General features: G+C 72.3%; 23 protein-coding genes. 13 read left to right on the forward strand and 10 right to left on the reverse strand.

Annotated features, from left to right (window positions below):
- The first annotated feature begins 41 nt into the window (after positions 1-41).
- The 3 genes from ACT3SP_RS04065 to ACT3SP_RS04075 all read left to right on the forward strand — a co-directional run bounded on the left by ACT3SP_RS04065 (position 42) and on the right by ACT3SP_RS04075 (position 3178).
- Positions 42-998 carry an HpcH/HpaI aldolase/citrate lyase family protein gene (locus ACT3SP_RS04065; protein WP_444585963.1) on the forward strand — a complete coding sequence of 319 codons (957 nt, stop codon included), beginning with the start codon at positions 42-44 and terminating at the stop codon, positions 996-998.
- 89 nt (positions 999-1087) lie between these two features.
- A complete protein-coding gene (locus ACT3SP_RS04070) occupies positions 1088-2257 on the forward strand; it encodes an acyl-CoA dehydrogenase family protein (protein WP_444586189.1) in 1170 nt (389 codons plus the stop codon).
- Between the two features lie 231 nt (positions 2258-2488).
- Positions 2489-3178: a GntR family transcriptional regulator gene (locus ACT3SP_RS04075; protein WP_444585964.1), complete on the forward strand. Its 690-nt coding sequence runs from the start codon at positions 2489-2491 to the stop codon at positions 3176-3178.
- A 69-nt stretch (positions 3179-3247) separates the two neighbouring features.
- Here the strand turns inward: ACT3SP_RS04075 and ACT3SP_RS04080 are convergent, their stop codons facing one another.
- From ACT3SP_RS04080 to ACT3SP_RS04095, 4 genes are all read right to left on the reverse strand, one after another.
- Positions 3248-3928, reverse strand: a complete 681-nt coding sequence (locus ACT3SP_RS04080; protein ID WP_444585965.1) for a hypothetical protein — start codon at positions 3926-3928, stop codon at positions 3248-3250.
- Positions 3929-4414: 486 nt separating this feature from the next.
- Positions 4415-5185, reverse strand: coding sequence for a triose-phosphate isomerase (locus tag ACT3SP_RS04085; RefSeq protein WP_444585966.1), 771 nt, complete (start codon positions 5183-5185; stop codon positions 4415-4417).
- A 129-nt stretch (positions 5186-5314) separates the two neighbouring features.
- On the reverse strand, positions 5315-5785 hold the full coding sequence (locus tag ACT3SP_RS04090) for a ribose-5-phosphate isomerase (protein WP_444585967.1): 471 nt from the start codon (positions 5783-5785) through the stop codon (positions 5315-5317).
- A gap of 95 nt (positions 5786-5880) precedes the next feature.
- The gene (locus tag ACT3SP_RS04095) at positions 5881-7596 is read right to left on the reverse strand and encodes a dihydroxyacetone kinase family protein (protein WP_444585968.1); all 1716 of its coding nucleotides are present in this window, start codon (positions 7594-7596) and stop codon (positions 5881-5883) included.
- A gap of 279 nt (positions 7597-7875) precedes the next feature.
- On the opposite strand from ACT3SP_RS04095, the gene ACT3SP_RS04100 reads away from it, so the two are divergent.
- From ACT3SP_RS04100 to ACT3SP_RS04145, 10 genes are all read left to right on the forward strand, one after another.
- Complete coding sequence (locus ACT3SP_RS04100; protein WP_444585969.1) at positions 7876-8796, forward strand: sugar phosphate isomerase/epimerase family protein; 921 nt, start codon at positions 7876-7878, stop codon at positions 8794-8796.
- Between the two features lie 90 nt (positions 8797-8886).
- Positions 8887-10395 carry a GntP family permease gene (locus ACT3SP_RS04105; protein WP_444585970.1) on the forward strand — a complete coding sequence of 503 codons (1509 nt, stop codon included), beginning with the start codon at positions 8887-8889 and terminating at the stop codon, positions 10393-10395.
- A gap of 105 nt (positions 10396-10500) precedes the next feature.
- Positions 10501-11304: an SDR family NAD(P)-dependent oxidoreductase gene (locus tag ACT3SP_RS04110; protein ID WP_444585971.1), complete on the forward strand. Its 804-nt coding sequence runs from the start codon at positions 10501-10503 to the stop codon at positions 11302-11304.
- Between the two features lie 217 nt (positions 11305-11521).
- Complete coding sequence (locus ACT3SP_RS04115) at positions 11522-12493, forward strand: 3-hydroxyacyl-CoA dehydrogenase family protein (protein ID WP_444585972.1); 972 nt, start codon at positions 11522-11524, stop codon at positions 12491-12493.
- A gap of 202 nt (positions 12494-12695) precedes the next feature.
- Positions 12696-14096 carry a GntP family permease gene (locus tag ACT3SP_RS04120; RefSeq protein WP_444585973.1) on the forward strand — a complete coding sequence of 467 codons (1401 nt, stop codon included), beginning with the start codon at positions 12696-12698 and terminating at the stop codon, positions 14094-14096.
- 108 nt (positions 14097-14204) lie between these two features.
- A complete protein-coding gene (locus ACT3SP_RS04125) occupies positions 14205-15581 on the forward strand; it encodes a four-carbon acid sugar kinase family protein (protein ID WP_444585974.1) in 1377 nt (458 codons plus the stop codon).
- Positions 15582-15683: 102 nt separating this feature from the next.
- Positions 15684-16643, forward strand: coding sequence for an NAD(P)-dependent oxidoreductase (locus ACT3SP_RS04130; RefSeq protein ID WP_444585975.1), 960 nt, complete (start codon positions 15684-15686; stop codon positions 16641-16643).
- 105 nt (positions 16644-16748) lie between these two features.
- The gene (locus ACT3SP_RS04135) at positions 16749-18032 is read left to right on the forward strand and encodes an alpha-hydroxy acid oxidase (protein WP_444585976.1); all 1284 of its coding nucleotides are present in this window, start codon (positions 16749-16751) and stop codon (positions 18030-18032) included.
- A complete protein-coding gene (locus ACT3SP_RS04140) occupies positions 18029-19060 on the forward strand; it encodes an NAD(P)-dependent oxidoreductase (RefSeq protein ID WP_444585977.1) in 1032 nt (343 codons plus the stop codon). The genes ACT3SP_RS04135 and ACT3SP_RS04140 overlap by 4 nt, the downstream gene beginning before the upstream one ends.
- Positions 19057-19851: an SDR family NAD(P)-dependent oxidoreductase gene (locus tag ACT3SP_RS04145; protein ID WP_444585978.1), complete on the forward strand. Its 795-nt coding sequence runs from the start codon at positions 19057-19059 to the stop codon at positions 19849-19851. The genes ACT3SP_RS04140 and ACT3SP_RS04145 overlap by 4 nt, the downstream gene beginning before the upstream one ends.
- 55 nt (positions 19852-19906) lie before the next feature.
- On the opposite strand, the gene ACT3SP_RS04150 is transcribed toward ACT3SP_RS04145, so the two are convergent.
- The 6 genes from ACT3SP_RS04150 to ACT3SP_RS04175 form a co-directional block, all read right to left on the reverse strand.
- Positions 19907-20620, reverse strand: coding sequence for a GntR family transcriptional regulator (locus ACT3SP_RS04150; RefSeq protein ID WP_444585979.1), 714 nt, complete (start codon positions 20618-20620; stop codon positions 19907-19909).
- A gap of 83 nt (positions 20621-20703) precedes the next feature.
- Positions 20704-21981, reverse strand: a complete 1278-nt coding sequence (locus ACT3SP_RS04155; protein ID WP_444585980.1) for a TRAP transporter large permease — start codon at positions 21979-21981, stop codon at positions 20704-20706.
- A gap of 4 nt (positions 21982-21985) precedes the next feature.
- The gene (locus ACT3SP_RS04160; protein ID WP_444585981.1) at positions 21986-22585 is read right to left on the reverse strand and encodes a TRAP transporter small permease; all 600 of its coding nucleotides are present in this window, start codon (positions 22583-22585) and stop codon (positions 21986-21988) included.
- 2 nt (positions 22586-22587) lie between these two features.
- Complete coding sequence (locus tag ACT3SP_RS04165) at positions 22588-23622, reverse strand: DctP family TRAP transporter solute-binding subunit (protein WP_444585982.1); 1035 nt, start codon at positions 23620-23622, stop codon at positions 22588-22590.
- 254 nt (positions 23623-23876) lie between these two features.
- On the reverse strand, positions 23877-25124 hold the full coding sequence (locus ACT3SP_RS04170; RefSeq protein WP_444585983.1) for an MFS transporter: 1248 nt from the start codon (positions 25122-25124) through the stop codon (positions 23877-23879).
- A 10-nt stretch (positions 25125-25134) separates the two neighbouring features.
- Positions 25135-26175, reverse strand: coding sequence for a 2-keto-3-deoxygluconate permease (locus ACT3SP_RS04175; RefSeq protein WP_444585984.1), 1041 nt, complete (start codon positions 26173-26175; stop codon positions 25135-25137).
- Positions 26176-26235 lie beyond the last annotated feature (60 nt).

Consider the following 26235-nt stretch of genomic DNA (forward strand, 5'->3'; position numbering starts at 1 on the left):
CGGCCGCGCCGAAAGCCTCGTCAGTGCCGAAAGCCCCGACCGTGCCGAAAGCCCCGACCGCGCCGAGCGCCCCGACCGTCGAGGAGGCGCTGCCGGTGGGGCCGGCGCTGCTGTTCTGCCCCGGGGACCGGCCGGACCGCTTCGCCACGGCGCTCGCCCGGGCCGACGCCGTGATCCTCGACCTCGAGGACGCCGTCGCCCCCGAGCGCAAGCAGGCCGCGCGCGAGGCCGTCGGCGCCCACGAGCTCGACCCCGAGCGCACCATCGTGCGGGTCAACGCGCCCGGCAGTCGTGACCTCGCCGCCGATCTCTCCGCCCTCGGTGCGCGTCGCCCTCGCTGGGTGATGCTGCCCAAGGCGGACGGCCCCGCGGACGTCGACCGGCTCGTCGCCGCCCTGCCCTGCACGAAGGTGCTGGCGCTGTGCGAGACCGCCCGCGGGGTGCTCGCCGCGCCTGCGCTCGCCGCCCATCCCGACGTGGTCGCCCTGATGTGGGGTGCGGAGGACCTCATCGCCTCCCTCGGCGGGACCTCCTCCCGCCACCGTGACGGCGCTGGCAGGGGCGGCGCCGACGGGGAGGGCGGCTACCGGGACGTGGTCCGCCACGCCCGCTCGAGCGTGCTGCTCGCCGCCCGCGCCCACGGCCGCAGCGCGATCGACGCGGTCCACCTCGACCTCGCGGACCACCACGGGCTGCGGGCCGAGGCGGAGGACGCCGCCGCGAGCGGCTTCACCGCCACCGCCTGCCTCCATCCGAACCAGGTCCCCGAGGTCCGCGCCGCCTATGCGCCGAGCCCCGCGCAGGCCGCCTGGGCCCATGGTGTGCTCGAGGCCGCCGAGCACCACGGCACCGGGGTGTTCACGCACGAGGGGTCGATGGTCGACGGCCCGATCCTCCGCCACGCCCGTCTGCTGGCCGACCGCGCCGACCGCGCCCGCCCGTCGGCCGACGGCGCCCGCCTGCCGAATGATCCACCGCACCCGGGGGAGGACGCATGAGCACCGCCGCTCCCGCGCACCGTCGCCCCGAGAAGGAGACCCCTGTGAGCACCACCGTCACCACCCCCGCACCGCCGGCCGGCACCGAGATGCTGCCCGAGGAGCACCAGCGCCTGGCGGCGCAGGTGCGCGAGTTCGCCGACGAGGTCGTCGCCCCCGCCAGCTACGAGTACGACACCGCGCGACGCCTGCCGATGGGGATCATCGCCGAGATGGGGGCGATGGGCCTGTTCGGCCTCCCCATCCCGCGCGAGTACGACGGACAGGGCCGGGACTACCTCTCCCTCTGCGTCGCCGTCGAGCAGCTGGCCCGCGTGGACCAGTCGATCGCCGTCACGCTCGAGGCCGGCCTCGGCCTCGGGACGATGCCGATCCTCACCTTCGGCAGCGACGCGCAGAAGGAGCGGCACCTCCCGGCCCTCGCCCGCGGGGAGCAGCTCGCGGCCTTCGGGCTCACCGAGGCGGAGGCCGGCTCCGACGCCGGCGCCACCCGCACCAGCGCGGTGCTCGAGGACGGCACCTGGGTGATCGACGGGACCAAGCAGTTCATCACCAACTCCGGCACCCCCATCACCTCTCTCGTCACGGTCACCGCCGTGACCGGTCAGCGCACCGGCCGGGACGGGCGCCCCGCCCCGGAGCTGTCCAGCATCATCGTGCCCACCGACACCCCCGGGTTCACGGCCCTGCCGGCCTACGACAAGATCGGCTGGCACACCTCGGACACCCACCCGCTGCTGTTCGAGGACGTGCGCGTTCCGGAGGAGAACCTGCTGGGGGAGCGGGGCCGCGGCTTCGCGAACTTCCTCGCGATCCTCGACCAGGGCCGGGTCGCGCTCGCCGCGCTGTGCGTGGGGGCGGCGCAGGGCTGTCTCGAGCAGGCCGTGGACTATGCGAGCCGCCGGGTGGTCTTCGACCGTCCCCTCGGCGACAACCAGCACATCGCCTTCACCCTGGCCCGCATGCGCGCGCGGGTCGCGAGCGCCCGCGCGCTCATGCACGAGGCCGCTCGGCGCCTCGACGCGGGGATGCCGTTCAGCGAGGAGGCCTCCCTCGCCAAGCTCGTGGGCAGCGAGGCCGCGGTCGCCAACGCCCGCGACGCCTGCCAGATCTGGGGCGGCAACGGCTTCCTCAACGAGAACGTCGTGGCGCGCCACTACCGCGACTCCCGGGTCCTCGAGGTCGGCGAGGGCTCGACCGAGGTGCAGCTCGCGATCATCGCGAAGCACCTGGGGTTCGCCAAGGCGCTCACGGGCTGACGGGCCGACGGGCTGACGGGCTGACGGGCTGACGGGCTGACGGGGGAGCGGGCCGACAGGGGAGCGGGCGGCGCCGGCGGACGGGTGCCCGGAGCGCCGCGATGCCGTGGGCCGGGGCACAGCCGTTTCGCCCGATCGTCCCGGCAACTTCCTATAGGGTGACCTCGAAGTAGCCCGACCCCGGACAGCGTCGATGGGGTCCCCAGACCCGGAGCAGTGAAGGGGTGGCGCATGGCCGTGCGACGACAGGTCCTCCGAGCCGAGGTCGAGGAGCTGATCCTGCAGCGCCTGCTCGAGGCCCGCTGGGCGCCGGGATCCCGGCTGAGCATCGACGGGCTCGCCCGGGACCTCGAGGTCTCGCCCACCCCGGTGCGCGAGGCGATGGTCTCCCTCGAGCGGTCGGGCCTGGTCGAGTACGTGGCCCTGCGCGGGTACGTCGTCGCGCCGATGCTGGACGCCGAGCAGATGGCGGAGCTGCTCGAGGCGCGCAAGGTGATCGAGGCCGCGGCGCTGACCCACGCCTTCGACGACTACGACGCCCTCCTGGCGGACCTCGAGGCGGCGCAGGCCCGCCATGCCGAGGTGATCTCACGCATCGAGGCCGCGGAGACGGTCTCCTACGAGCTCGTGCAGGAGCACTTCCACGCCGACTGGGGCTTCCATCAGACCTTCTTCGACCACGCCGGCAACCGCTACCTCTCGACCATGGTCGAGACCCTGCGGTCCCACACCCATCGCATGAGGCAGACCTGGGCCGGCGGACCCGCCGCACTCGACGTGCACGAGGCCTTCACCGAGCACGCCCGCGTCCTGGAGATGATGCGCCGCCACCACCAGGACGGTGCGGTGCGCGAGCTGACGAAGCACCTCGACGACGTCCTGGCGAGGTCGCTCGAGATCGCCGGTCACACCGACGGGTGAGGCGGCCTCCCGCTCACCGGTCGAGGCTCAACGGTCGAGGTTCGGTGGTCGACGTCCGGCGGTCGACGCTCAGTGGTCGAGGAAGGTGTCGCGGCGCTCGTCCGCGAAGCGGGCCCGGAGGAACTCCGCGTGCACGTCCAGGGAGCGGGTCACCCCGGAGATGACGTCGTCCTCGAGCCGGTCCAGGCGTCCGTCGAGCACCGCCAGCTGCTCGTCGATGCTCTCCAGGTTCGCGATGGCCCGGTCGCGGGCATCCTCCGCGGTGCTCGGGTCGAGGAAGCCGACGGTGCTCTCGAGCGCGTCGATCAGCTCGGGGATGTAGCGCTCCGCCATGCCCTCGAGCATCATCACGTCGCCGTCGGAGGCGCGTCGGGACTGGATCGAGCCGGCGCCCAGCAGGGCGTCGATCCGCAGCAGCATCGTCTCGGCGCGGTTGAGGATCTCGGCGAGGGCGCGTCCCCTGGTCCGTCGGCGCATCCGGTGGAGGCGACGGCGCTGCAGCCGGGTGTCCCGGAGGATCTTCTCGAGCATCGAGCGCGTGGCGGTGGGGATCTCCGTCGCGGACCGACCCAGCCGCGGCGGCTGCGGCGCCCGGTTGCGCAGCAGCAGCCCGGTGCCGCCGCCGGTGACGACGGCGATGCCGAGGCCGGCGGCGAGCGGGGCCAGCAGGCCGGCGCCGCCGATCAGGCTGGAGACGCCGAGCACCAGGAAGCTGCTGATCCCGAGGGTGGCGCCGAGCACGGCGGGCACGCCGACCGTGAGCCAGCGGCCCCGGCGACGGGGCGGTACCAGAGCCTTCGAGCGCGGGGAGTGGATCTTCCCCTCGAGCGGGCCCTGCCCGGGCAGTGAGGACGACGGTGCCTGCGCCCAGGGGCGACCCGCGCCGCGGCGCGCACCTGCACCGGATCGGGACGGGGCGCTGCCCCTCCCGGCCGGGTGATCTCTCGGCAGGCGGCTCTGGGCGTTCATGGGTATCCGCAGACCTCTCGTGGACGGAGCTGAGGTCGGCGACGGGAAGGAGACGCCGGTCCCCGGAGTGCGGGATCCTCTGCGGATCCTCACCATCGACGGCTTCCAGCCTAACGCGGTGCCCCGGGAGTCCGCTGTGGGGCTATCCCCCGACCTCCTCCCCCGGATCCCGTCAGCAGATCTCCTCGCGGCCGCCCCTGTCGAGCCGTGCGCACGCGACCACCCCGGCCGGTGTCAGGGGGTCAGCCCCTGGGCCGGTGGAGGGGGTCAGCCCGTGCGGGCTGCGGCGTGGTCCTCGGCGATGCGCAGCAGCTCGAGGTACCCCTCGAGCCGCCAGGCGGTGCGGCCCACGAACAGGCCGCTCACGTGCTCGATGCCGAGCAGGTCCGCGGCGTTGTCCAGGTTCACGGACCCGCCGTAGAGCAGACCCGCCACGCGCCCCGCGTACACCTCGCCGAGGGCGGCGAAGGGCTCGACGAGCTCCTCGACGGTCGCGGGTCGGCCCGTCTCGCCGATCGCCCAGATCGGCTCGTAGGCGATCACCACACGGGAGAGCTCCTCGCCGGTGAGGCCCTCGAGGGCGCCGCGGGTCTGCTCGAGGATGAAGGCGCTGGAGCCGCCCTCCTCCTTCACCGCGGCGCTCTCGCCGATGCACAGCAGCGGGACGAGGCCGTGGCGCAGAGCCGCGGCGACCTTGAGCCCGGTGGTCTCCACGCTCTCCCCGAAGTGCTCACGGCGCTCGGAGTGACCGATCTCGACGATCCGGGCCCCGGCGTCCTTCGCCTGCGCCACCGAGACCTCCCCGGTCCAGGCGCCGGCGTCCTCCCAGTGGGCGTTCTGGACGCCCAGCAGGATCGGCGACTCCTCGCCGAGCACCTCCGCGACGGCGGTGGTCGCGGTGAAGGACGGGATCACGAAGGGCTGCACCCCGGCCGGTGCGCTGCCCGCGAGGTGGTCCCGCAGGCCCTCGGCCCAGGCACGGGCCTCGGCGAGGGTCTTGGTCATCTTCCAGCTGGTGCCGATCCAGAGGTCGGACATGGTGAGGTCTCCTTCGTCCGTGGGCGCCCTGCGGCGTGCAGATGTGCGCTGAGCACCGGTCCGGTGCTCGCATCGGCGCTCAGCGCACGACTGTCGAGGGGTGGCAGGCCTGTCGCGGGGGTGGCGGGCTCAGGCCTGCTCGAGCGAGCCGTCGTAGGCGCAGATCGCGTCGACCTTGGCCGCGGAGGAGGAGGCGGGGTCGAACTCGAGGTCCAGCCACACCTTGACCAGCTCCTGCGCCGACTCCAGGCCGATCACGCGCTGGCCCATGCACAGCACCTGCGCGTTGTTGGAGAGCACCGAGCGCTGCACGGAGTACAGGTCGTGGGCGGTCACGGCGCGGACGCCGGGGACCTTGTTGGCCGCGATCGCGACGCCCAGGCCGGTGCCGCAGATCAGCAGCGCGCGGTCCGCCTCGCCCACGGCGATCTTCTCCGCCGCGGCGACGGCGACGTTCGGGTAGTGGGTGCCGTCGTCGGCCGAGGCGACGCCGACGTCGAGGACCGACTCGACGCGATCGTCGCCCTCGAGCAGCGCCTTGAGCGCTTCCTTGTGGCCGTGTCCGGCGTTGTCGCTGCCGACGATGATCGTCAGTGCCATGAGGTTCTCCTTCACGAGTCGTTCTTCGAGGGTCGCAGGCGGGAGGGCCTGCGGGGAAGGGCGTCCGGGAGTCCGGTCCCGCACACCCGGGCGGATCAGGACAGGTGCTCCCCGAGCTCCTCCATGAGGATCGAGAAGGAGATCGCCCCGGGGTCGGGGGTGCCGATCGACTTCTCGCCGAGCACGCGGGAGCGACCCAGGCTGGCGGTGATGTCCGCGGTGGCGTCGGCCGCCTCGCGGGCGACCTGTGCGGCCGCGAGGATCGCCGCGGAGGCGTCGTCGCCGCTGAACCCCGCATCCAGCGTCTCGCGGAACGGTGCGGCGGCGTCGACCATCGTCTTGTCGCCCACCTGCGCGCCGCCCAGCCGCTGGATCGCCTCGATGCCGGCGTCGACCGCCTCGATCACGGTGCGCTGCTCCGCCCCGGACCGGTCGTCGAAGACCCGGCCGGCGGCGATGAGCGCCGCGCCCCACAGCGCACCGGAGGTGCCGCCGGCGGACTCGGACCAGGCCTCGCCCGCGCGGACCAGCAGGGTGCGGGCTCCGGCTCCGGCCTCGAGGGCGTCCTTCGCGGCGGCCGCGGCACCCTTGGAGCCGTAGGCCATGCCCTGGCCGTGGTCGCCGTCCCCGGCGATCGCGTCGATACGGCCCAGCTCGGCCTCCTCGCGCGCGCAGACCGACTCGAAGAGGTCCAGCACGCCGGCGATCCTCGCGGCGACGTCGCGGGACTCGGCGCTCGCCTCCGGGGTCTCGTCGGCCCCGGCCTCCCAGAAGGAGGTGCGCCGCGGACGCTCGAGCGGCGGCATCGCCCCGCGGTGGAAGGCGGGGGTGTCCACGGGGGCGAGCCAGTGCTGCTCGAGCTCCTCGTCGAGGAACACCAGGGTCAGGGAGATCCCGGCCATGTCGAGGCTGGTGACGAGCTCGCCGACCTCCGGGCGCACGGGCGTGATCCCTGCGGCCCCGAGCAGCTCGGCGACCTTCGCGTAGACGACGAAGAGCTCCTCGTACTTCACGGTCCCGAGCCCGTTGACCAGCACCGCGGCGCGGCCCTGGTAGCCGCCCTCGGCGCGGTTGGGCTGCTCGGCGAGGACGCCCTCGACCAGCATCGTCGCGATCTCGTCGGCGGTGCCGATGGGCTCGTCCCGCACCCCGGGCTCGCCGTGGATGCCCAGGCCCACGCCCATCTGGCCGTCCTCGACGTGGAACAGCGCATCCTCCGCTCCGGGCAGGGTGGGGCCGTCGAAGGCGACGCCGAAGGAACGGGTCGCGTCGTTCGCCGTCACGGCGATGCGCTCGGCCTCGTCGAGATCTGCTCCGGCCTCGATCGCGGCGCCGGCGATCTTGAAGACCGGCAGGTCACCGGCGATCCCGCGGCGGTCGCGGTGGTTCTCGGGGGAGTTGGAGACGATGTCGTCGCTGACCTTGACGATCCGCACGTCCACGCCCTCGGCACGCAGCTTCTCCGCGGCCGCGCCGAAGTGGAGCACGTCCCCGGCGTAGTTGCCGAAGCCGAGGATCACGCCCCCGCCGTTCTCGGCGTTGCGCGCGACCGAGTAGACCTGGGAGGCCGACGGGGAGGAGAACACGTTGCCGCACGGCGCGCCGTGTCCCATTCCCGGTCCCACCCAGCCGGCGAAGGCGGGGTAGTGGCCCGAGCCGCCGCCGATCACCAGGGCGGGCTGGCCCTGCGGCGTCTCGGTCGCGCGGACCACTCCGCCGTGCACGAGGGCCACGTGGTCCGGGTGGGCGAGGGCCAGGCCGCGGACCGCGTCGGCGGCGAACTCCGCGGGATCGTTGAAGAGGTACGTCATCGTGGTTTCCTCCGAAGGCTGCCGCGCGGTGTGCGCCGGCGCTGAGTTCTGTGGCGTCGCACGGCCAGGTGGGCGAGTCACATCGATCCTATAGGAAAGGATGTGGAGGCGGCGACGCCCGACCGGCGGACGTCTCGACACCGCTCACGGCCGGGATCCACAGGCCGTCGGCCGCACCGAGATGGTGCCGTCGATCGGGAGCGGACCTCGGCCTTTCCATCGAGGCACCTATCCTATAGGATCAATGGGACGACCTACTCGTGAGGAAAGAGGACGACGATGTTCACTGCGGAGACCTGGCCGATCGGCGCCAACATGCTCTCGTTCGGCAACACCACGCCGGACGGCACGCCCACGCTCGAGGCCTCCTCCTCGGTCTGGGCCTCGCAGCTGCGCCAGGTCAAGGAGCTGGGCGTCGACCAGATCGATCCCACCGACGCCTGGCTGCCGCTCGCGAAGCTCTCCGACGAGCGGGTCGAGGAGTTCCGCCGGGTGCTCGACGGCGAAGGGCTGACCCTCTCCTCGATCTCCATGACCCGCAACTCCGTCGTCGACGTCGACAACGGCGAGCAGAACGTCGCGGACGCGCTGCGCTTCATCGAGCTCGCTCCGAGCTTCGGCGTGAGCGTGGTGAACACCGGGTTCATGCAGGCGACCACCGAGGCCCAGAACGACGCCATCTGGTTCTGGCTCGCCGACGGCCACGTCGACGACCCCGCGCTGCGCGACCTCGCGATCGAGCGGATCCGCACCCTCGGCGACGCCGCCCGCGGTCAGGGCATCGAGCTGAGCCTCGAGATGTACGAGGACACCTACGTGGGCACGGCCGACGAGGCCGTCGCCTTCCTGCAGGACGTGGACCACGACTCCGTGGGCCTGAACCCCGACCTCGGGAACCTGGTGCGCCTGCACCGCGAGGTCGAGCCGTGGCCGGACATGTTCGAGAAGGTGCTGCCGCACGCGAACTTCTGGCACATCAAGAACTACACCCGTGACTACGACCCCGCCACCGGGGCGTACTCCTCGGCACCGATGCCGCTGAAGTACGGCTACATCAACTACCGCACCGTCATCCGCCGCGCCCTGGAGCTCGGCTACTCCGGGCCGTTCTGCTGCGAGCACTACGGCTCCGACTCCCTCGGCGTCATCGCCGAGAACGTGCACTACATCAGGCAGGTCCTGAGCTCGGCCCTGGCCTGACACGACGCGCCGTCCCGCCCGTCCCTCGGGGCGGACGGGACGGCGCGGGAGCTCTCACCGAGCACGACCACCGAGAACGAAGGAGTTCTGATGGATCCCGTCCTGCTGCTCGCCCTGGCCGTCGGCATCGCGCTGATCGTCCTCATCGTCCTGCGCACCCGCCTCGACGCCTTCTCCGGACTGCTCATCGCCTCCGTGGTGATCGGGCTGATCGCCGGACAGACCCTGCCCGGCATCGTCGACTCGATCAAGACGGGCTTCGGGAACACCCTCGCCTCGATCGGCATCGTCATCGGTCTGGGCGTGGCGATCGGGAAGATCCTGGAGGTCTCCGGGGCCGCGCAGGCCATCGCGGTGGCCTTCCTGCGCCTGTTCGGCAAGGGCCGCGAGCCCTGGGCGATGACCAGCATCGGCGCCCTGATCTCGGTCCCGGTGTTCTGCGACTCGGGCTACGTGATCATGAACCCGCTGGCCCGGGCCATCGCCAAGGTCAAGAAGTACGGCTACGCCACCCTCGGCATCGCGCTCGCAGGCGGCATGGTCATCACCCACCACTTCGTCCCGCCCACCCCGGGACCGCTCGGCGTCGCCGGCATCCTCGAGGTGAGCGTCGGCTCCGTCATCATCGCCGGGCTCTGCTTCACCGTGCTCCTGATCCCCGTCGTCACCCTGTACGCGAAGTGGATCGGCCCCAGGCTCGAGTCCCAGGTCTCCGAGGAGGTCCAGCACGCGGTCTACGGGGACGTCCGCAGCGACCGCTCCGCGATCGCCGTGGCCACCGGCGGTGACGGGGCCGGGTCCGACGGGGCCGGGTCCGACAGGGCCGACGGAGCCGACCACCTCGCGGCGGTCTCCAGCGGCTCCGAGGAGCTCGGCGAGGCCCCGGAGGGCGTCCGCCCCCATCGCATCGGCGCCGTCATCGGCCTGCTGCCCCTGGTCGTGCCCATCCTGCTGATCGTCCTGAACACCGTGGTGACCGCGCTCGACATGGACGCCCAGGGCACAGCCGTCGCTGACGACTACGAGCCGTCGACCTGGGCGGGCCCGTTCGTCTTCATCGGCGACCCGGTCATCGCCCTGCTGGTCGGACTGGTCCTGGCCGTGTACCTGCTGCTGCCCCGCTGGACGCCGCGGGCGAAGAGCCACAGGTGGCTGGCCGATGCTGCGGCCGACGCCGGACTGATCCTGCTCATCACCGGTGCGGGCGGCGGCCTCGGCCAGGTGCTGCGGGACACCGGCATCGGCGACGCGCTCGCCGAGGCGATCGGCGGACTGCCGCTGCCGACCTTCCTGCTGCCCTTCCTCATCGCCTCCATCGTGCGCGTCGCGCAGGGCTCGGGGACGGTCTCGATGATCACGGCCGCCTCCGTCACCGCACCGGTCATGGCCACCATCGGCCTCGATCCGCTGGTCGCCGTGATGGCCTGCGTCGCCGGCGCCATGGTCTGCAGCTACTACAACGACTCGTACTTCTGGGTCGTCACCCGATTCATGGGCTTCGACGGGACCGCGGCGCTGAAGGCGCACACGGCGCTGACCACCGTCATGTGGGCGGCGTCCGTCCCGCTGCTGTTCGTCTTCAGCCTGATCATGGGCTAGCCCGCCGCGACACCTCCACCGCCGTTACACCTCCACCGCCGTTACACCTCCACCGTCACGACCCATCCACCGACCCGAGACATCCGCACCGAAGGAGATCCCCGCATGACCATCGAGACCAGGACCATCCAGCCCTTCCCCGCCGAGCGCACCGCGCTGGTCACCGGCGCCGGCGCCCCCCGCGGCATCGGTCGACGCGTCGCCCGCAAGCTCCTGTCGCAGGGCTGGAGCGTCGTCGCGGCCGACATCGATGGCGCCGCCGTCGAGGAGTTCGCCGCCGAGGTGACCGCCGAGCTGCCCGCCGAATCCGGGCAGAAGGTCATCGGCGTCGGCGTGGACATCAGCGACCAGGCCTCCGTCGACGCCGCCTTCGCGCGCGTGGACGCCGAGATGCCGCAGCTGGTGGCGCTGGTGAACCTCGCCGGAATCCCCAGCCCCCACTCGATCTTCGAGCTCACCTCCGAGATCTGGGACCGGGTCATGGACGTCAACGCCAAGGGCACCCTGCTCATGATCCAGGGCGCGGCCCGGCGCATGATCGACGGCGGCGTCGGCGGGCGCATCGTCAACACCGCCTCGATCACCGCGCTCGACGGCGGCGGCACCTTCTCCAAGACGGGCTACGCCGCCGCCAAGGCCGCCGTGCAGGGCCTGACCCGCGGCGCCGCCCGCGAGCTCGGCGAGCACGGCATCACCGCCAACGTGATCCTGCCCGGCCCCATCGACACCGACATCATGGGCGGCACCCTCACCGACGATCGCAAGGAGGGCATGAGCGCGAACATCCCGCTGCAGCGCGTGGGGCAGCCCGAAGAGGTCGCCGGCCTGATCGGCTTCCTCGTCGGCGAGGACTCCAGCTACGTGAACGGCACTTCGATCAGCGTCGACGGCGGCAAGCACATGCACTGAGCCCCGCCCGCACGGCCGGGGCTCCTCGGTCCTCCCGCCGCCCCCCGGGCCGGTGGGAGGGCGCGGGCCACAGCGGTCGCGCACCCTGTTCAATATCCAATAGGATCTGTATGATCGCTGTCGCCTGCCCTTCGGTCGTCCCACTCGAGGTCGACGACCAGCGACAGCGCCGGCGCCCTCGTCCACGGGGCGCCCCCTCGGACGAAGGAGTTCCTCCATGACCATCTCCACCGTGACGATCGTCGGCGCGGGCTACATGGGCGGCGGCATCGCCCAGGTCCTCGCCATCGCCGGCTTCGACGTGACCATCGCCGACGTCAGCGTCGAGAACGCGAACGCCTCCCTCGAGCGGCTCCGCAAGGAGGCGCAGGACTTCGAGGACCAGGGCCTGTACAGCCCCGGCTCCGCGGCGCTGGTCGAGAAGAACATCTCCGCCGGCAGGACCATCGAGGACGCCGTCGCCGACGTCGACTTCGTCGAGGAGGCCGTCTTCGAGCGGATCGACGTCAAGCGCGACGTGCTCGCGACGATCTCCCAGCACGCCCGTCCGGACGCGATCATCGGCACAAACACCTCGACCATCCCGGTCAAGGAGCTGGTCAGCGCGGTGAAGCATCCCGAGCGCTTCCTCACCGTGCACTTCTCGAACCCTGCGCCGTTCATCCCCGGCGTCGAGCTCGTCGCGGGGGAGGAGACCACCCCCGAGGCCGTCGCGGCCGTCAAGGAGCTGCTGGAGAAGTCCGGCAACCAGGGCGCCCAGGTCGCCGACACCCCGGGCATGGTGCTGAACCGCCTGCAGTACGCGCTGCTGAAGGAGGCCACCTCGATCGTCGAGGAGGGCGTCGCGACCACCGAGGACGTCGACACCATCGTGCGCACCACCTTCGGCTTCCGCCTGGGCTTCTTCGGCCCCTTCGCCATCGCCGACCAGGCCGGCCTGGACGTGTACGCGAACTGCTTCGTGACCTTCGAGGACGCCTTCGGCGACCGCCTCGCGACCCCGACGATCCTCACCGACGCCGTCGCCGAGGACCGCAAGGGCGTCAAGAACGGCAAGGGCCTGCTGGGCGACTACGACGAGGCCACCGCCGCGGAGCTGATCGCCTACCGCAACAAGGCCTACGCGAAGATGTCGCAGCTGCTCGCCGAGCTCGGCCCCGCCCCGAAGGCCTCGCCGAAGAACTCCTGACCGCAGGGCGTCCGACGGTCCCCGTCGGCCGCCTCCGCACGCTTCCCACCACTCCCATCCACCCTTCGGGCTCTGCCCGTCGGCCGGGCATCGCCGCCCGGGACCTGAGCGAACGCTCGGGACCCGCGCGGCAGCCCGGGTCCCGAGCGCTCCGGCGTGACGGAGGCCGACGAGATGCGCCCCCTCCCTCCTGGAGATCCCCGTGGAAGAACTCGTCCTCGCCGAGCGGCCGGTCTGGCTGCTCCTGACGATCGCTGTCGTCGCGATCGTCCTGCTGCTCGTCCTCATCATCAAGACCCGCCTGCACGCCTTCTTCTCCCTGCTGATCATCGCGGTGGCCACCGGCCTCGCCGCCGGGATCGGCGTCGGAGACGTCATCGACGTGGTGATCGCCGGCTTCAGCACGACGGTCGGCACCGTCGCCCTCCTGGTCGGCTTCGGCGCCGTGCTGGGCAGACTCATCGAGATCACCGGCGGCGCGCAGGTGCTCGCCGACAAGATGCTCGACACCTTCGGCGAGAAGCGGGCCCCGCTCGCGCTCGCGGTCGCCTCGCTGCTCTACGCCTTCCCGATCTTCCTCGACGCCGGGTTCATCGTGATGCTGCCGGTCATCTACACCGTGGCCCGTCGCCTGGGCGGCTCGTTCATGCTGTACGTGCTGCCCTCGATCGCGTCGTTCATGATGATGCACGCGCTGCTGCCCCCGCACCCGGGCCCCACCGCCGCCGCCACCGTGATGGGCGCCGACGTCGGCCTCGTGATCATCGTCGGACTCCTCATCGGTCTGCCCACCTGGTACCTCGGCGGCTACCTGGTCGCCCGCGTCATCGCCCGGCGCTACCCCGACACCCCCGTGCCCGCGCTCCTCGGCGAGCCCCGCGAGGTCCCGAAGGACGAACGGCCGTCCTTCGGCTCGATCCTGCTGGTGCTGCTGATGCCGCTGGTGCTCATCTTCCTCAACACCGGCATGGCCACCCTGGAGGCCTCCGGATCGGTCACCGAGGACAACGTCCTGCTCCAGTTCTCCCGCCTGATCGGCGCGACGCCCGTCGCGCTGGCGCTGTCGGCGCTCACCGCGATGGTGCTGCTGTACGTGCTGCCGCGGCGCCGGAAGGGGCAGGAGGTCGGCGGGCTGCTCGAGGAGCTGGTCGACGACGCGCTCTCGCCCGTCTGCGCGATCATCCTGATCACCGGTGCGGGCGGCGCCTTCGGCCGTGTCCTCACCGAGACCGGCATCGGCGGCGAGGTCGCCAACGGCCTGGACGCGATGGGGCTGCCGCTCATCGTCGCCGCCTACCTGGTGACCACCGCCATGCGCATCGCGCAGGGCTCGGCGACCGTGGCCGCGACCACCGGCGCCTCGATCATGGCGCCCGCGATCATGGCCGGGGACTTCAGTGCGATCGCCGTCTCCGCCGTGGTCATCGCGATCGGCTCCGCCTCGATCGGCTGGTCGCACGTCAACGACTCCGGCTTCTGGCTGATCGGCAAATTCTGCGGCTTCGACACCGTGACCACCTTCAAGACCTGGTCGCTGGTCGGCACCACGATCTCGCTGGTCGGTTTCGCGCTGTCCGCCCTGGTCTTCGTGATCGCGGCATGACCAGCCGCATGACCAGTGACATGAGCATCTGACAGGCTGAGGGCCGGTGCGCCCCTGCGCGCACCGGCCCTGCTCCCGCTCCGCACCCCGTCCCGGAAGAAGGCTCCCGTGCCCGTGACCTCCGACCGCCGTCTGCTCGTCCTCGACGACGACCCCACCGGCTCCCAGTGCGTGGCCGGGATCGACGTCGCCTTCGACCTCGACCCCTCCCTCCCCGTCGGCGCCCTCGCGGAGCCCGGCTCCGCCTGCTTCGTGCTCACCAACACGCGGGCGCTCGAGGAGCAGGAGGCGGTGGCGCTGAACCACCGCGTGCTGGCGGGGGTGCTGGACGGTGGGGTGCCGGCTCGTGGCCTGCACGTGGTCTCGCGCTCCGACTCGACCCTGCGCGGCCACGTGATCGCCGAGCCGCTCGCGATCGCGGACGAGCTCGCCGAGCACGGGGTGGAGGTCGACGCCGTCGTGCTCTGCCCCGCCATGATCGAGGCCGGGCGCTTCACCGAGGGCGACGTCCACTACGCCACGGTCGACGGCGAGGCGGTCGAGGTCGCCGAGACCGACTTCGCCCGCGACGCCACCTTCGGCTACACCAGCTCCGACCTGCGCGCCTTCCTCGAGGAGCGCTCCGGCGGGTCGGTGCGCGCCCAGGACGTGCTCTCGATCGGGCTCGAGGACATCCGCGAGGGCGGCCAGGCGCGGGTGCGGCAGATCCTGGACGGCGCCCGCGAGCGGTGCTGGGTGGTCGTCAACGCGACCGAGTACTCCGACCTCGAGGTCGTCGCGGCGGCGATGGCCGAGCTCGAGGCGGTCGGCCGCACCTTCGTCACCCGCTGCGCCCCCTCCTTCGTGCGCCCGCTGACGGGGCAGTCGGGCGCGCAGGTGGTCGATCCCGCGTCCATCGCGATCCCCGGTCCGATCCCCGGGGCGCGGCTCGGGCACGGGCTGGTCGTCGTCGGCTCCCACGTGGGGCTGACCACCACCCAGCTGCGCGCCGTCCAGGACCGCGGCACCCTCGTCGAGGTCGAGATCCACGTCCCCTCGGTGCTCGACGAGCGCCGCGAGCAGCATCTGGACGAGGTCGCGGCGACCCTCCGCGAGACCCTCACCGACGCCGACTGCGTCGCCTACACCAGCCGAGACCTGGTGCGCACCGAGGACCCCGCCGAGTCCCTCGCCATCGCCCGCAGCGTCTCCGACGCCGTGGTCGAGGTGGTCCGCAGGGTGCGCACGGCCCGCCCCGCGTGGGTGGTCGCCAAAGGCGGGATCACCTCCCACGAGGTCGCGGCCCACGGCCTCGGCATCCGGCGCGCCCGGGTCGAGGGACAGTTCTGGCCCGGCCAGGTGTCCCTGTTCTCCGCCCAGGAGGCCCCCGAGGAGGTCCTCGGGATGCCCTACGTCGTCTTCCCCGGCAACGTGGGCGGCGAGCAGGCGCTGGCCGATGTCGTGGACGTCCTCACCGCCGCCGTCGACAGCATCACCGCCGACTGACCGCACCGACCGACCGCACCGACCGCCTGGCCCGACTGCCTGGCCCGACTGACTGCCCCGACCGCCTGCACCGTCCCTCCGCCGATCCCCGAGGAGCTCTCCATGACCGCCGCACCGTCCGTCGCCTGGATCGGCCTGGGGGCCATCGGCACCCCGATGGCCCGCACCGCCGCCGCTGCCGGGCTCCCCGTCACGGCCTTCGACCTGAACCCCGCCGCGCGGGAGGCGGTGGCGGACGTCGCCGCTCCTGCCGCGACGGCCCGGGACGCGGTGCGGCACGCGCAGATCGTGGTGGTCATGGTCGCGACCCCCGCCCAGCTCGAGTCCGTGCTGTTCGGCGAGGCGGGGATCGCCGCCGACCTCGCCGCGTCGAGCACCCTGCTGATCATGTCGACCGTGGGCCCCGCCGCGATCGAGGACGCCGTCGCACGGCTCGCCGGCCGATGGCCCGACGGTGCAGGGCCCGACGGTGCAGGGCCCGACGGCGCGGGGTCCGACGGTGCGGGGCGTGACGGGACGGCGGTGCGCGTCGTGGACGCCCCGGTCTCCGGCGGCGCCGCCCGCGCGGCCGACGGCGACCTCCTGATCATGGTCGGCGGCGCCGAGGAGGACGTGGCGACGGTGCGGCCGCTGCTGGACGCCCTCGCCGCGAACGCCCCGGTCGTCGGCCCCGCTCCCGGGGACGGGCAGCGGTTCAAGATCGTCAACCAGCTGCTGTGCGGGGTGCACATCGCCGCCGCCGGCGAGGCGCTCGCGCTCGCGGACCGGATGGGGCTGGACCTCGCCCAGGTCCACGAGGTGCTGGGCACCGGCGCGGCGGCCTCGTTCATGTTCGGCGACCGCGGACAGCGGATGGTGGACGGCGCCTTCGACGACGTGCGCTCCGCCCTCACGATCTTCGTCAAGGACATGGGCCTGGTCACCGAGGCCGCCGCCGAGGCGTCCCAGGAGGTGCCGCTCGCGGCCGCCGCCCAGGAGCTGTACCGGCGCGGGAGCGAGCTGGGATGGGACCGCCGCGACGACTCCATCGTCTACGAGGTGCTGCGCAGCCACCCGGACTGACCACCTCGCACCCGCCCGCCGTGACCGGCGCCGGCCCGCAGGACGCTCCCCGACCGCCGACCACCATCGCCCCTCCGCAGCACCGTTCCCGGAAGAGAGAGCACGATGTCCGACTCCCCCGTCTCCGCCGCCGTCGAATTCGCCCGGATGCTCGCCGCCGGAGGCTTCCGGCTCGACCCGGTGGCCTCCGCCCCTTCGATCGAGGACCTGCGCCGCCTCGCGCGGAAGCGCCTGCCCACCATGGCCTTCGACATCATCGACGGCGCCTCCAACCATGAGATCACGCTCGACGCGAACGCCCGCGACCTGCGCGAGGTGCGCTTCCGCCCGCGATGGCTCACCGACATCTCCACCATCGACACCTCCACCACGGTGGACGGCATGGCCCTGGAGCGCCCCTACGTGATGGGGCCGCTGGGCCTGCAGCGCATGATCGGCGGGGAGGGCGAGCTGGGTGCCGTGCGCGCCGCCGGCCGGGCGAACATCCCCTTCACGATCTCCACCGCCTCGAACTGGACGATGGAGGAGCTGGCCGACCAGGCCACCGGCCCGCTCTGGTACCAGCTGTACATGTACAAGAGCGACCGGATCGTCACCGACCTCATCGAGCGCGCCCGGGCCATCGGCGCCGAGGCGCTCGTGGTGACCGTCGACGTGCCGCTGAACGGCAAGCGGTACCGCGACCACCGCAACGGCATGTCGATCCCGCCGCGGATCACCCCGCGCAACGCCGTGGAGGCCATCCGCCACCTCGACTGGACCCGCGCGATCATGCGCCCCCCGGCCATCGGCTTCCGCAACCTCAAGGACCAGGTCCAGGGCGACAACGCCGTCTCCCACCAGGAGTTCGTCGCGAAGTACCTCGCGAACCTCACCCTGACCTGGGAGAGCATCGAGGACGTGCGGCGTCGGTGGGACGGTCCGCTCTACCTCAAGGGCATCCTGACCCCCGAGGACGCCCTGCGCGCCCACCGGGTCGGGGCGGACGGCATCTACGTCTCCAACCACGGCGGGCGGCAGCTCGACTCCTCGCCGAGCTCGATCAGCGCGCTGCCGATGATCGCCGACGCGGTGGGGGACCGGATGACCGTCGTCTTCGACTCCGGGGTGCGCACCGGTGACGACATCGCCAAGGCCCTCGCCGTCGGCGCCGACCTGGTCTCCATCGGCCGCGCCTGGGGCTACGGGAACGCCGCCGCCGGCGAGAAGGGCGTGCTGCGGGTGCTCGAGATCCTCGACGAGGAGCTCGCGCTGGCCATGGGCCAGCTGGGCGCGACCAGCATCGAGGGGCTGGACCGCGGGTTCGTGGACTACCCGGAGGCATGGCACGGCGTCGGGCTGCACCGCGCACCGGAGTCGCAGCCGGCCCCGAAGGAGGTGCGGGCATGAGCACCCCCTGGAAGCTCGCCGTCACCGCCGACTACGCCGAGGTCGACGGCTCCACGATCTACGGCGACATCGGCCTGGACACGCTCGCCGAGCACGGGATCGAGTGGTCCCGCGTGGATGTCCCGATCCGGCCCGGGGCGCTCGAGGGCTTCGACGCCGTGCTGCTGCTCAGCGGCACGCCCTTCGGCACCGAGCAGCTCCGGGGGGTGACCACGCTGCAGCACGTGGCCCGCTTCGGCGCCGGCTTCGACTCCGTGGACCTGGAGGCCTGCGACGCCGCCGGCATCACCGTCACCAACGCCCCCACCGGGCTGCGCGTGCCGATGGCCCACACGGCCCTCACCTTCCTCTTCGCGCTCGCGCACTCCCTGCTGCCCAAGGACCGCCTGGTCCGGGAGGCGGCCTGGGACCGCAAGGCCGAGCACCGGGGCCCCGGGCTCGCCTCCGCGACCATCGGCATGATCGGCCTGGGCGGCATCGGTCAGGAGACCGTGCGCCAGCTGCGCGCCCTGGACCTCGACGTGATCGCCTGGAACCGCTCCCCGCGGCCCGAGTTCTGCGCGGCGACCGGCGTGCAGCAGCTCGAGCTCGACGAGGTGGTCGCCCGCAGCGACTACCTGATCATCACGGTCGCGGCCAACGCCGGGACCCGCCACCTGATCGGGGAGCGCGAGCTCGCGCTGATGAAGGACTCCGCCTTCCTCATCAACATCGCCCGCGGCGCCGTGGTCGACGAGCCCGCACTGATCACCGCCCTGCAGAACGGCACCATCGCGGGCGCCGGCCTCGACGTCTTCGAGGTCGAGCCGCTCCCGGCCGACAGCCCGCTGCTGGGCCTCGAGAACGTGGTGCTCTCCCCGCACTCGCTGTGCTGGACGGCGGACTTCGCCGCCGCCACCGGCGCCGAGGCGCTCGCCGAGGTCACGGCGCTCGCGCGCGGCGACAGGCCCCGCCACGTGGTGAACTCGCCGGAGCCGGGACCACGACCCGGCACGGGACCGGGTACGGGAGCGGGGTCTCGGCGATGAGCGAGCGCTCCGCGGCCGATGAGGCCCGCATCAGCGAGCTGACCTGCGTCATCACCGGCGCCGCCTCCGAGCGCGGAATCGGGCGCGGGGTCGCGCTGGCCCTCGCCCGGCAGGGCCGTCCTCTGGCCCTGCTCGATCTCGACGAGACCGGGCTCGCCACGGCCGCCGAAGCCGCCCGCGCCGCGGGGGCACCCCACGTCCTCACCGCCCGGGCCGACGTCGCCGGCGAGGGCTCGGTGGACGCGGCGCTCACCGCCGTCGAGCAGGACCCGTCGGCCCCGCCCCTCGGCGCGCTCGTGTGCTGCGCCGGCGTCGCGAACCCCACCCCGTTCCTGGAGACGACCAGCGCGGACTTCCTGCGCACCCTCACCATCAACACCCTGGGCACCTTCCATCTCGCCCGCCGCGTGCTGCCCGGCATGCTCGCGCAGGGCCTCGGCCGGATCGTGGCCATGAGCTCGACGGCCGCGCAGGACGGCGGCGGGAACTTCTCGACCTCCGCCTACGCCGCGTCCAAGGCGGGGGTGGAGGGGCTGATCCGGGGCCTCGCGAAGGAGGTCGCCGGCACCGGCGTCACCACCGCCGCGATCGCCCCCGCCAACATCGACACGGACATCATGGGCGGCCGCCTCGAGGGGGAGCGCCGCGAGCAGTTCGTGGCCCGCACCCCCGTGGGACGGCTCGGCACCACCGAGGAGCTCGGCGAGCTGGTCGCCTTCCTGGTGGGACCCCACGGCGGCTTCACCACGGGCGCGACCTACAACCTCAACGGCGGCCTGCGCGTGGGCTGATCCGTGCCGTGCCGTGCGGTGCCGTGCGCTGCGGTGCCGGTCCCTGCCGGTCCGCTCAGCGCAGACGGGCCCGGGCCGCCGTGCTCCGCAGCGGGGGCGCGTCCGCCGGCAAGCCGCTGGACAGGCGCGAGAAGGCCCCCAGCAGATGGGCGCGCATCGCCGCCTCGGCGGCCTCGGGATCGCACGCCTCCACGGCCTCGAGGATCGCCGTGTGCTCGCCGTGGGTGTCGTGGCCCTCGGCATCGGTCTGGTAGAGGCGGAAGACGTGCACGTGCGCGTGGAGCCGCTCGAAGGCCGCCGCCATCACATGATTGCCCGTCGCCTCGACGATCCATCGGTGGAATCGCTGGTCGCCGGCGGCGCGCTGTGCCTGCACCGCGCGCCCGGCGCCGTGCAGGGAGGACAGCTCCTCCAGCTCCCCGCGGAGCCTCGGGGCGGGATTGGAGAGCCTGTCGGTCGCCGCCTGCCGCGCTGCCCACGGCTCGAGCAGCAGCCGCACCTCGAACAGGGAGCGCAGCCCTTCGACGCCGATCGGCGAGGTGACGTCGTACCCGCGGGAGGCGGAGCGGACCACCAGGTCGTCGCCCTCGAGGCGGTGCAGGGCCTCGCGCACGGGGGTCTGCGAGACCCCGAGCCGCGCGGCCTCCTCCGCGATCGAGATCCGTGCGCCCGGCTCGAGGTCGTGCTGGATGATGCGCGTGCGCAGCGCCTCGTAGACGCTCTCCGGGGCACGGCAGCCGTCCACGTGCGCGGAGGCTTCGTCGTTCACGGGCGCTTCCTTCCAGGGAGGTCGGGAGGGGCCGCGGCCGACGAGTCGTCGCGGCCCCTCGGGAACGAGGCGGGGCCGGGCGCTCAGCCCCCGACCAGGCCGGGAAGCCAGGTGCTCAGCAGGGGCACGAAGGTGATCGCCAGCAGCACCGCGAGCATCGGCACGAAGAAGGGCAGCACCCCCGTGATCACCCGCATCACCGGGACCTTCGTGACCGAGGACAGCACGAACAGCACCAGTCCCACCGGCGGGGTCAGCAGCCCGATCATCAGGTTGAAGATCATCATCACCGCGAAGTGCACGGGGTCGATGCCGTACACGTCGGCGATCGGCGCCAGCACGGGCACCAGGATGAGGATCGCGGCGGTGGGCTCGAGCACGGCACCGACGACCAGCAGCAGCAGATTGATCAGCAGCAGGAACACCAGGGGACGGTCGGTGATCTGGAGGATCAGCTCGGTCATCACCTGCGGGGCCTGCTCCCGGGCCAGCACCCAGCCGAACAGCGAGGCGCTGGTGACGATCACCAGCACACTGCCGGTGGTCTCGACCGTCGAGGCGGCGATGCGTCCCAGCGACTTCCCGTTCAGGGTGCGATAGCACAGGGCCAGGATCGCCACGTAGGCCACGCCCAGGGCCGAGGCCTCGGTGGGGGTGACGATGCCGGAGAGGATCCCGCCGAGGATGATGATGGCGGCGCCGGCCACCGGCAGGGCCTTGAGGACGTCCTTGACGCGCCGAGCCGTCGGCGGCTTCTCCAGGCGCAGGTCATCGCGCGTGCGGGTCTGGATCCAGACCATGATGCACAGCGCCACCACGAGCACCAGCGCCGGCACGATCCCGGCCATGAACAGCGAGCTCACCGAGAGCCCGGCGGTGACCGCGTAGATGATCGCCGGGATCGACGGCGGGATCATGGGCGCGATCAGGGAGGAGGCGCCCGTGATGCCGAGGGCGAAGCCCTCCGGGTAGCCGCGCTTCGTCATCGCCGGCACCTGGATGCGGCCCATCGCCGCGGCATCGGAGATCGCCGCGCCGCTCATCCAGGAGAAGCCGAAGGAGGTGGCGATGTTGACGTACCCCAGCGAGCCGCGCACGTGGCCGATCGCGCTGGTGGCGGCGTCGAACAGGCGATCGGTGGCCCCGGAGACGTTGGCGAGGTTGCCCAGCAGGATGAACATCGGCACCGCGAGGATCGCGAAGTCGAAGACGCCCGAGGCGGTCTGCTGCGCGGCCAGGGCCGCGGTGGCCGTCTCGTCCAGGATGATGTAGACGATCGAGGGGACCAGCAGCGCGATCCAGACGGGCACGCGCAGGGCGAGCAGCACCAGGAGCGCTGCGAACATGATCAGCAGGACCACGGGATCACAGCCCTTCCATCGCGGCGGCCTTCTCGACCGCGTCCGGGACCTCGGCCGGGTGGCGCAGGTACATGACGATGTTCAGGACCGTGTGGCCCAGGATCATCAGGTAGCCGACGAGCACCGCCCCGTACAGCAGGGGCACGGGCAGGGCGGTCGCCGTGAGCTCGAGCGGACCGGTGAGCAGCATGAGGGAGATCGCCGCCCACACCATGTACGCCGCGGCCGCGACCACGACCAGCATCGCGAGGATCTGGGTGGCGGTGGCGAGCCTCCGGGGCAGGTACACGGCGAGGATGTCCACCCCGATGTGGGCGTTGCGGGAGGCCACGAACCCGGCGCCGACGAAGGTCAGCCACACCACCAGCAGGCGCGCCACCTCCTCGCTCCAGGGCAGCGGGGCGCTGAGCACGTAGCGGGTGAAGACCTGGAAGACGATCATCCCGAACACGGCGATCAGCAGTGCACCGGCCACGAACCGCTCGGCGTCCACCAGCAGCGCGTACCACCGCCACTTCGTCTCGTAGTGGTCGCGCTCGATGTACGTGTCGAGGTCCGGCACCTGGCCGTCGCGGGTGCCCTCGACGGGCTTGGGCGATTGCATGCTCACTGGACCGACTCCTGGATCTCGAGGTACAGGTCGCCCCACGGCACCTGGGCGGGGAGCTCCTCGGCGATCAGGGACCGGAAGGCGTCGACGTCGACCTCGTCGTTGACGGTGATGACGCCCTCGTCCTCCCACGCCCGCAGGGTCTCCTCCTCCGCCTCGACGATGCAGTCGCGGGTGGCGACGCGGGCCTTCTCCATGGCCTCCTCGAAGCCGGCGCGCTCCGCCTCGGTCAGCGAGTCCACGAAGCGCTCGGAGGAGACGATGTTGACGGCCTGGACCATGTGCGAGGTGAGGTTGAGGTACTCCTGGACCTCGTAGAACTTCTGGACGTCGATGGTGGGGATCGGGTTCTCCTGCGCGTCGATCGCGCCCTGCTGGAGCCCGAGATAGGCCTCCGACAGCGCCATCGGGGTGGCGCTGCCGTGCATGATCGCGAAGCTCGTGATGTACAGGGGGGCGTCCGGGGTGCGGATCTTCAGGCCCGCGAGATCGTCCGGCTCGGTGATCTCCTTGTTGGCCGTGATGTGCCGGGTGCCGTAGTACCAGGTGCTGTTGACGCGCAGCCCGGTCTCCTCGGCCATGTCCTCGTACAGCTCGGCCATGATCGGCCCGGTGGTGGCCTCGTCGAACTCGTCCACGTCGCTGAACAGGTACGGGGCGTCCAGCACGGCGGCGTCGGCATACCAGATCCCCAGGAACGAGGGGCCGATGACGCCCAGCTCGAGGCCGCCGGTGGCGATCTGCTCGGTGGTCTCGCCCTCGTCGCCGATCTGGCCCGAGGGATAGGTCTCGACGGCGAAGCCGTCGTCGGCCAGCTCGGTGCGGAGCGTCTCCGCGCCGCAGGCCTCGACGGGGTGGGCGGGGTCGTACTGGTGGGCGAAGCGGATCACGCGGGCGTCGGGGTCGACGGTGTGCTTCGCGATCTGGCTGGTGTCCACCGGCTCCCACAGCCCGCACCCGGCGAGGGCGAGGGCCGACAGGGAGGCGAGCAGGACGGCGGCCGGCCGGCGGCGGCGCGGGGCGCGGATCATCGTGGGCTCCCGTCGGTCGGGGAGAGCGGGACCGGGGGGAGGGGAGCGAGCGGTGGTGTGAGGGGGAGCGGGAGCGGTCCGACGGAACGGAGGCGGTCCGCGCTGTCGCGGGGTGACGTCATCGTCACGGTCCTTCCTATACGAAGTCCGTATAAGCTATAGAAGGGTCGGGGATTGCACAAGGTGGGGCGAAGGGTCCTCCGAGGCGTCTGCGGACCGTCCCGGTCGGGAGGTGATCGGTGTGCGGTCGGGGGCTAGGCGGTCCGCGGGGCGCGGGGTCGCGAGGTGAGCAGCAGGCCTGCGGCGGCCAGCGCCATGAGCAGGCCCATCGAGGCGAAGGCGAGGCGGTAGTCGTCGAGCCCGGCGGTCCGGTCGGGGGCCAGGACGTCCAGCAGCAGACCGATCACGAGCACGGCGAGCAGCGAGGTCGAGTAGCCGCCGATGTTGACCATCCCGGTGGCGGTGCCGATCGCCCGCGGCGGCACGCCGGTGCGCGCGAGGTCGAAGCCCACCGAGCACGTCGCCGAGCCCACCGCGAGGGCCACGATCAGCGGGAGCAGCTGCCAGGCGGTCAGCGGCACCGGGATCAGCAGCGTGAGGGTCCAGGCGGCGGCGAGGATCCCGCCCGCCAGGAGGCCCAGGCGGGCGCGGTGGTGCGGGAACCGGCCGGTCAGCACCCCGACGAGAGGCCCGATCGCGACCATCACGGCGACGTTCACGGTGAGCAGCGCGCCGATCTCGCGCGGTCCCAGCCCGTGGCCGTGGGTCATGTAGGGCACGCCCCACAGGAACAGGAACGAGTTCACGCTCAGCAGGGTCAGGGAGTGCAGGAAGAAGCCCGACCACGCGGCGCGCGAGGTGAGCACGTCCCGGATCACCCGCAGCGGAGGGGTCGGGAGCGGCGGCACGGCGCCCGGCTCGCCCGGCGGCTCGTCGCGCACCACGGTGAGGACCAGCAGCACGCTGAGCACCAGCACGACGGCCAACGAGGACCACGCGACGGTCCAGCCCCTGCTCACCAGCAGCGCCAGGAAGGGCACCGCGGCCACGGCCTGGCCGAACTGGCCGATCATGGTGGCGAGCTGGGTGAACACGGGGACCTGGCCGGTGGGGAACCAGGTCGCGATCAGGCGCACCACGCTGATCAGGGTGGCCGCGTCCCCGACCCCCGTGAGGACCCGGGCGACCAGCGCGGCGGGCACGTCGGTCGCGACGGCCAGCAGCAGCTGTCCCACGGCCATCGTCACCGCCCCGAGCACCAGCATGCGTCGCGGTCCGATCCTGTCCAGCAGCAGCCCCGCCGGGATCTGCGCCGCCGCATAGGTGCCCAGCTGCACCACGCCGAACAGGCTCAGGGCGGCGCCGTCGACCCCGAAGCGCTCCGAGGCCTCGACGCTCGCCACGCCGAAGGAGGCGCGGCCGGAGACGGCGCAGAGATAGGCGAGCACGCCGACGGCCCAGACCAGGTGGGCGCGCTGCAGGCGGGGGACGTGAGCGGTCATCGAGGAGGGGTCACCTCTCCGCGGCGGCCGGGAGCGGCTCGCCGCGGTGGTCCAGGCCGTCCACGTCGGGGTCGCTCAGGGTGCCGCTGCGCCGCAGGACCCAGGCGGCCAGCAGGGGCGCCGTGATCGCGGAGATCAGCACGGCCGTGGCGACCTGCACCGTCGCCACGTCCACGTACTGTGCGAACCGAGGATCCGCGGAGGCGATGATCGCCGGGGTGACGATCGAGTTGCCCGCCGTGGTGCCCGCGACGACGCCGATGCCGGCTCGTCGGCCGCGGCGCAGCAGGAAGCGGTAGGCGAGGTAGGTGGTGCCGCCCGTGAACGGCGTGACCAGCAGACCCAGCACGATGCCCGTGAGGCCGCCGGTGAGGATCGCGCTGATGTCGATGCCGGTGCCCAGCCCGAAGGCGAAGAAGGGGATCACGATGGCCGGGACCGGCCGCATGATCTCGGTCCAGCGGTGGTCGATGTTGCCCACCACGATGCCCAGCAGCAGCGGGATGATCGCGGCCGCGAAGGCGTCCAGCGGGATCGACCCGAGGCCTGCGGCGCCGATGAACAGCATGGTGAAGAAGGGGCCGTCGTTCACGGCGGAGGCGATGTAGGCGCCGCGGTCGGTCTTGGTGCCGTACTTGCCGGTGAACGCGAGCCAGATCCCGCCGTTGGAGTTGTCGAAGGTGGCGAGCATGGCCAGGATCGAGATGCCCAGCAGTCCGTCGAGGCCGACCGCGAAGCCGAGGCCCACCACGAGCAGTCCGGGCACGATGGTCTTGCCGAGCAGGATCGCGCCGGTGGTGCCCGCGTCGGGGCCGATGCTGCGCGGGGTGATCTGCATGCCGGTCGCGAAGATGACCAGGGCCATCAGCGGCATCGGGGTCGCGAACAGCGCGGTGGTGAAGCTGCCGAGCTCGAGGAAGGCCGGGGCGGTGGTGCCCACGACGGCGCCGAGGACCAGGGGGATCACCATGGTCCCGCCGGGGATCCGGTCCATCACCCCGTACAGGGGGGAGCGCAGGGACTGCAGGTCGGAGGTGGGGGTATCGGTCACGGGGTGCTCCTTCTTGCCTCATCACGAGAAGGTGGGCCCGGCGGTCGCCTCCGGGACGGA

This window comes from Brachybacterium sp. AOP43-C2-M15 (assembly GCF_052446295.1).
Lineage (GTDB): Bacteria > Actinomycetota > Actinomycetes > Actinomycetales > Dermabacteraceae > Brachybacterium.

Coding starts and splice junctions, on each gene's coding strand:
- ACT3SP_RS04070 (WP_444586189.1), top strand. CDS start 1,088: ATGCTGCCCGAGGAGCACCAGCGCCTGGCGGCGCAGGTGCGCGAGTTC.
- ACT3SP_RS04075 (WP_444585964.1), top strand. CDS start 2,489: ATGGCCGTGCGACGACAGGTCCTCCGAGCCGAGGTCGAGGAGCTGATC.
- ACT3SP_RS04085 (WP_444585966.1), bottom strand. CDS start 5,185: ATGTCCGACCTCTGGATCGGCACCAGCTGGAAGATGACCAAGACCCTC.
- ACT3SP_RS04090 (WP_444585967.1), bottom strand. CDS start 5,785: ATGGCACTGACGATCATCGTCGGCAGCGACAACGCCGGACACGGCCAC.
- ACT3SP_RS04095 (WP_444585968.1), bottom strand. CDS start 7,596: ATGACGTACCTCTTCAACGATCCCGCGGAGTTCGCCGCCGACGCGGTC.
- ACT3SP_RS04100 (WP_444585969.1), top strand. CDS start 7,876: ATGTTCACTGCGGAGACCTGGCCGATCGGCGCCAACATGCTCTCGTTC.
- ACT3SP_RS04105 (WP_444585970.1), top strand. CDS start 8,887: ATGGATCCCGTCCTGCTGCTCGCCCTGGCCGTCGGCATCGCGCTGATC.
- ACT3SP_RS04110 (WP_444585971.1), top strand. CDS start 10,501: ATGACCATCGAGACCAGGACCATCCAGCCCTTCCCCGCCGAGCGCACC.
- ACT3SP_RS04115 (WP_444585972.1), top strand. CDS start 11,522: ATGACCATCTCCACCGTGACGATCGTCGGCGCGGGCTACATGGGCGGC.
- ACT3SP_RS04130 (WP_444585975.1), top strand. CDS start 15,684: ATGACCGCCGCACCGTCCGTCGCCTGGATCGGCCTGGGGGCCATCGGC.
- ACT3SP_RS04135 (WP_444585976.1), top strand. CDS start 16,749: ATGTCCGACTCCCCCGTCTCCGCCGCCGTCGAATTCGCCCGGATGCTC.
- ACT3SP_RS04140 (WP_444585977.1), top strand. CDS start 18,029: ATGAGCACCCCCTGGAAGCTCGCCGTCACCGCCGACTACGCCGAGGTC.
- ACT3SP_RS04145 (WP_444585978.1), top strand. CDS start 19,057: ATGAGCGAGCGCTCCGCGGCCGATGAGGCCCGCATCAGCGAGCTGACC.
- ACT3SP_RS04160 (WP_444585981.1), bottom strand. CDS start 22,585: ATGCAATCGCCCAAGCCCGTCGAGGGCACCCGCGACGGCCAGGTGCCG.
- ACT3SP_RS04165 (WP_444585982.1), bottom strand. CDS start 23,622: ATGATCCGCGCCCCGCGCCGCCGCCGGCCGGCCGCCGTCCTGCTCGCC.
- ACT3SP_RS04170 (WP_444585983.1), bottom strand. CDS start 25,124: ATGACCGCTCACGTCCCCCGCCTGCAGCGCGCCCACCTGGTCTGGGCC.